Source organism: Pseudomonadota bacterium (genome assembly GCA_026388255.1).
In the GTDB taxonomy this organism is placed as follows: Bacteria; Desulfobacterota; Syntrophorhabdia; order Syntrophorhabdales; family Syntrophorhabdaceae; genus JAPLKB01.
The window spans coordinates 38,599-44,418 of record JAPLKC010000118.1; the positions used below are offsets into that span (position 1 = coordinate 38,599).

Below are 5,820 nucleotides of genomic sequence, written 5' to 3' on the forward strand. Positions count from 1 at the left end.
GCTAAATAATGCGTCAAAACATTGGAGACAAAATCATGTCCATATTTATTCCAATGATAGTCAAACTCAGAATTAAATTTCATTCCATTTCTTTTGAAGTCTTCTTTCATAAAGGACGTTAAATCTATGTACTCGACATTGTAGTCGTTGCAAATTGCTTTAACCATTTTATTCATCCACATCACATCACTATTATCTAATGTAGCGCTATAGATTGCCCCTCTTGGCGCATCCATTATAAAAATGACCCTCTTGTCCCTATTTTCTTCCACAATCGTCTTTATCAAATATTTAGTAACTGTTAATACTAATTCTTTATTCTCTTTTACTTGAGTTGTATTAATATTTGCCTCATATTTCTTTTTTGCAGAAAAGATGCTCGGCATTTCTTGCACCATAGATAGCGAAACAACGAACTTTTATATATGAATCTTTTTAACGGTCTGTATTGTGCTAAAGAATAGTTTGGTCGCGGTAGAATTTCTGAAATTGAATCATCCTCTTTAATAGATATCTGCTGAAAATGATAATTTTGGGGCGACAACGCCTGAATGCTTTCATCAAAATCGTTATGTACCAGATTAAAAATTACAATATCAGGTCTAAAGTGTTTGTTAACATATCTGCTAATATGTAAATACTGTGACAATGCGGCGCCGGATATTCCAAAAGCATAAACTTCATAATCCTCTTTCAACTTTTTTCTGAGCAAAAATGGATAGTTTTCATCCACATTTACCTGGAACGCTTCAATATAAGAATCACCAATTACAGCAATCAGCTTCTTGCCACCGTTGGCAGAATAGTCAATTGGATAATTCCAGTGCATATTGTTAATTCGCCATTTTGCTCTAATTTCTGCAAATCGCCCCAAGGTAATTATCCCTTTTTCATTTTTGTTGTCAAAAAAGTACATTTTCTCTTTCTCGTCAAAATACCCCCGTGGCGGCCCAGATGCTGGAATCACTATTCTAAAAAAGAACTCCAGCATTATTAATAGAACAACTAAAACGGGCACAGTAACAAATAAAATATTCTTTAATGATTTCAAATTGAACTCTCGTTCTTTTTTCTTGTGAACCTTTCCCCCTGCGCAGCAGCAACAATGTTACCGTCTACCAGCAATAGGGATTCTGAATCACAATTAAAAGCTGATATTTCTAAAATGCTTTTCATCACTTTCCCTTTCCTCTTTTACTCTTGCTGCCAATTTGTGAACCATATTTGAAAGGCCAACAATTGCCATAATCGAAAATCATCTTTGGTACATCCGGCTTTAAACGATCTTTTAAACCGCTCAACAAGTAAAGGATTCAAAACATTTTGCCTCTTAATTATTTCCGGATTAAGGTAATCCTCTATTAAATAAGCCAAGCCATTCTTTAGCCAGTGTGTTATTGGTACGCCAAAACCATGCTTTGGCCTTTCCATGAGTTCTTTGCTGATATATTTATTAAGAATATTTCTTAGTAAATGCTTTGATCCCAGTTTGCCCATCCGATATTTTAGCGGTAACCTAAAGGCAAATTCAACAATTCGATGATCCAATAATGGTTCCCTGGCTTCCAAGCTCACCGCCATCGCTGCTCTGTCAACTTTAGTTAGAATATCTCCTGGTAGATAATGGTGTAAATCATGTACCATCATTTGCACCGCGGTGTTTCCAGGATAGTGATTCATCAGTTCACGTGGCGGATTATAAGAGCCTATGAGTGCCTGAATATCCGCTGTGAACCATTGCGAGGCTCCCATATCGAATAAAATCGCAGGGTCAATATTTGGCAAAGCATGACTAAGACGTATTAATCGATCGGATAAACGATCACCATTATATTGTGGAAATTGTCTTAAAAGCCAACGAATTTCACTTAATGGAATATTCCTCAAAATGCTCGCTGATATATATCGTAATAATACGGGGATTTTTTGCAGAAGATTCAAGCGGCTAAGTGTTAAATAATAGCTATCATAACCACAAAACAGTTCGTCCCCACCATCAGCGGAAAGGGCGACTGTTACCTTTTCCCGTGCTAACTTAGAAACTATATATGTCGGTAAGCCTGATGAATCTGCAAAAGGCTCGTCATAAAGTTTATGCCATTGTGGAACTAAGTCTTTAACCTCATCGATGCCAATGATATATTCGGTATGATCCGTTTGAAGATGGTCGGCTATTTTTCGTGCGTAACGCGATTCGTCATATTGTTGTTCTTTGAACCCAATCGTAAATGTTTTTATGTGCTGATTTGTGTGTTTTCTTAATATGGCTGTGAGAAGGCTGGAATCGATGCCGCCAGACAGAAAAATTCCAACCGGAACATCAGATATGAGACGATATTTAAAAGCGCTGATTAGTAGCTCTTCCAATTCTTCGCATAACAATTCTTCATTGTCATGCAGTGGATTGTCCAGCGAATCAAGAACAGTCCAATATTGATTTTCATTCATGCCTGATTGATTTACCTCAAGCCAATGGCCTGGCCGTAACTGCCAAACATCCTTATAAATACTTCTTGGAGCTGAAATATAGCCATACTGAAAATACTCGCCGAGGGCCTGGAGATTAATTTCCGGACTTTCTCCTTGTATAGTTTTAAGAACTTTAAGCTCCGACCCAAACCAAAACAAATCATTGATCTTTCCATAGTATAAGGGTTTCACACCGAGACGATCTCGAAATAGATACATCTTTTTATGAAGACTATCCCAAATTGCAAATGCAAACATGCCAATGAATTTGTGAACTGCACTTACGCCCCAGGCATGAAATGCCTTAAGAATAACCTCGGTGTCACTTGTTGAACCAAAAGTATAATTTCTCTTCTCTAATTCCTTCCGTATTTCATTAAAATTGTACACCTCACCATTATAAACTATGGTGAGGTGTTGAAATTTCATCGGCTGATGCCCGCGATTTGAAAGATCAAGGATAGATAGCCGACGAAATCCAAAACCAACACCTGCACCATCATCGAAGCACTGCCCCTGATCATCCGGGCCTCTATGGATGAGGGAGGCCGTCATTCGATCTATCAAACGATGATCGACGGGCAAAAAGCCTTTATAATTCCAGATTCCGCAGATTCCACACATATATTTAATAGTCTCGTTTGGGAATATTCAATACCACGCCCCGTGGCAGCAATCTATCTTAAGCCAGGTCTATGGGTATCGAAGGAAAGCGCATGACCGATTTGAAAATAAAGTACCATTTGGTTTGGAGCACCCCGCAGACATTCACATCATTTTATTCGAGCTAAAGGCATCTTCGTATTGGTCACATATCTTTTCCGGAGAATGCTCTGAAATAATATAGTCCCGACAACACGCACCGATAGATTTCCTTTTTTCTTGACTACTTAAAAGTTCCGCAGTGATTGATGCCATTAATCCAATATCACCAGCCGCACAGTAACCAAGCTTTCCATCATCAAACAAACCATTTGGATTTACATGTAAAGAAACAACCGGCTTTCCAAGTGACCACGCTTCCAAAATTACGTTGGAAAAACCTTCATACAGGGATAGATTTACAACAATTTTGGAGCGTGCTATGTTCTTTAACGTCTCTTCATGTGTCAATGCACCCAGCCATTGTAAATTTAAATAGCTTCTGACATCATTGTTTTCATGTAATTTTTTATCATGCTTGCCTATAGCGATGAAGCGAATATGCGGTAATTTTCCTACGAGATCTAAAAACTTATTAATGCCTTTCATTCCTCTGCTGCTTCCGGCAGTATTGGCAATAAAGGCTACTTCCACGTCCTCACATACGTTTAATATCTTCGCTGCCGGCAACTCTACAATATTACTAATGACTCGATACCTTAAAGCATTTTTTTTACATTCCATTGCCTGATAATTATTTTGTGCAATTATCAAATCAGCTTCCCTTAGCGCATAATTTTTAAAATAATGAAAAGCAAATGTTCCGAATGATTTATTCACGGATGGATTAGGAGAACCAATCATAATTTTTCCTGAGCGAAAGTCAAGATTGTCATCACTTGCCAATCCAATCACTGAAAGAGATTTATTTTTAGTAGATAATTTTACAACGCTGGGGGTAATTAGCGAAGGACCTCTCGTATAATATACATCGGCATTTAATTCATTTAAGACTCTCTTTAAATTAGGGAGCCGGTATGTAAAATAACGGGCAAATCTTAATCCATGAGTGTGTTTCCAGCCAGACAAATACGAAACACCATTTTTTGTGAATTCGCCATTACTGTAACCCAGTAATATAACATATATTTCGTGATTCCTTTTTGCTAAATATTCTGATACTTTCAATATCTGTCTTTCTGCACCACCGGTTGCATTTCCGGTAAAAAACTGATAATTCGAAGATATAAAACAAATCTTCATTTCATGTACCTGAACTTTCCAAACTCCTGCTAACTGTTTTTATGAATTGCGTTTTATAGAATAGGTAAACAAAAAGAATAAATATTATCATTATAATCATAAGCATCTGAAAATGATCACTACCATGTGGCCATTTTGAAACTCCATAAATAGAAATTAAAACCAGACTCAGCAAATAGTATTTAATAATATGGTACCATCGGTCTATATATTTTATGCCTAAAGACGCAGCCATTATAAAAAAAGGCATTATAAAATATTTGTAACGAATAGCTCCTTGAACATAAAACATCAAAGATAACATACTGATCAATATAATAAAAAAAATAATCATACTGAGCCCTTTTTCCCTTGAAACTATTTGGTACATGCCGGAAAAAATAGCCGGCAGCAATAACCACAACATAAAACTTCCCATATGTTCAACAGTCTGAATAACCTCATAGCCATACTGTGCATCCCAAGTAGGAAGGTAAAGATAAAAAGGATGAAGCCAAAAACTCCACAAACCAAATACGATTGATTCACTAAGGTATCCAATATTACTAAATAGGAATATCAAGTAATTAATTATCCCGTTAAAGTAAACGTATTCTCCACGCCTAACCATAGCTCCAAAGTTAAACTCATACAGATAATAAAAAGGCGATACTCCAATAAGAGTGAAATTAACGCTAAATAAACAGATTGCGGCTATACAAGTGGCAAAGAATATCTTAATCAAATTCAATTTCACCCTATAAGTGTAAATTAAAAAGCAATAGGCCGTAATAACATAAATGAAAACTATCCATTGTCTCGTAAGGTAAATACAAACTGTGATTAGAAAGAAATGAATTATTCGCAGATATGTTAATTTAATTGCCATATTAATTATATTCAAAATGCCAGTTAATATAAGAATAATTATTAAGGATTCCTTTAGCAAATAACCAGAATAAAAAATGAATACCGTATAGCAACACATTAAAAATGCAGTTCGTTTTCCTACAGCAGCGCCGAATAAAAGGCATGCTATACGCGATGCTAATACAACGCTCATTCCATAAAAAATTACATTTATTAACTTTCCTGCCAATACAGATTCGCCAAAAAGATAATAATTAATAGCCAGGAAAATAGAATAGCCTGTTACGCCATCATGTGCGCCTTGCATGGAATATTGTCCGCCTTCCTTAAAAGACTTAACAAATCCACGAGCGATTAGATCATAATCAATTGTGTCAGCTGATTCGCCAAAATCCAACCCCTCCGCAAATCCCATTTCAAAGACAAAATAACAATGTAAAATGAGTGTAAAAACCAATGAAGTAATTATTGCAATATGAAAATACTTCATCGTCCAACCAATATCATCAGCAGGAATAATTTTATGTATTAAAACAAAAAATATGAGATAATAAATGGTAAGTGTAGCAAAAGCTGAATAAATATGTTGAAAAGCAT

The 5,820-nt window shown here is 36.1% G+C and carries 5 protein-coding genes; all 5 read right to left on the reverse strand.

Features of this window, described 5'->3' with window-relative positions:
* The coding region (locus NT178_16985; GenBank protein ID MCX5814217.1) for a hypothetical protein at window positions 1-236 on the reverse strand (236 nt) is incomplete at its 3' end.
* A gap of 89 nt (window positions 237-325) precedes the next feature.
* A complete protein-coding gene (locus NT178_16990; GenBank protein MCX5814218.1) occupies window positions 326-1,051 on the reverse strand; it encodes an SGNH/GDSL hydrolase family protein in 726 nt (241 codons plus the stop codon).
* Between the two features lie 143 nt (window positions 1,052-1,194).
* Window positions 1,195-3,093 (reverse strand): asparagine synthase (glutamine-hydrolyzing), encoded by a 1,899-nt coding sequence (gene asnB / locus NT178_16995; protein ID MCX5814219.1) that lies wholly within the window; start codon window positions 3,091-3,093, stop codon window positions 1,195-1,197.
* A gap of 144 nt (window positions 3,094-3,237) precedes the next feature.
* Window positions 3,238-4,374, reverse strand: a complete 1,137-nt coding sequence (locus NT178_17000) for a glycosyltransferase family 4 protein (GenBank protein ID MCX5814220.1) — start codon at window positions 4,372-4,374, stop codon at window positions 3,238-3,240.
* A gap of 1 nt (window position 4,375) precedes the next feature.
* A partial coding sequence (locus NT178_17005; protein MCX5814221.1) for a hypothetical protein occupies window positions 4,376-5,820 on the reverse strand: 1,445 nt, incomplete at its 5' end.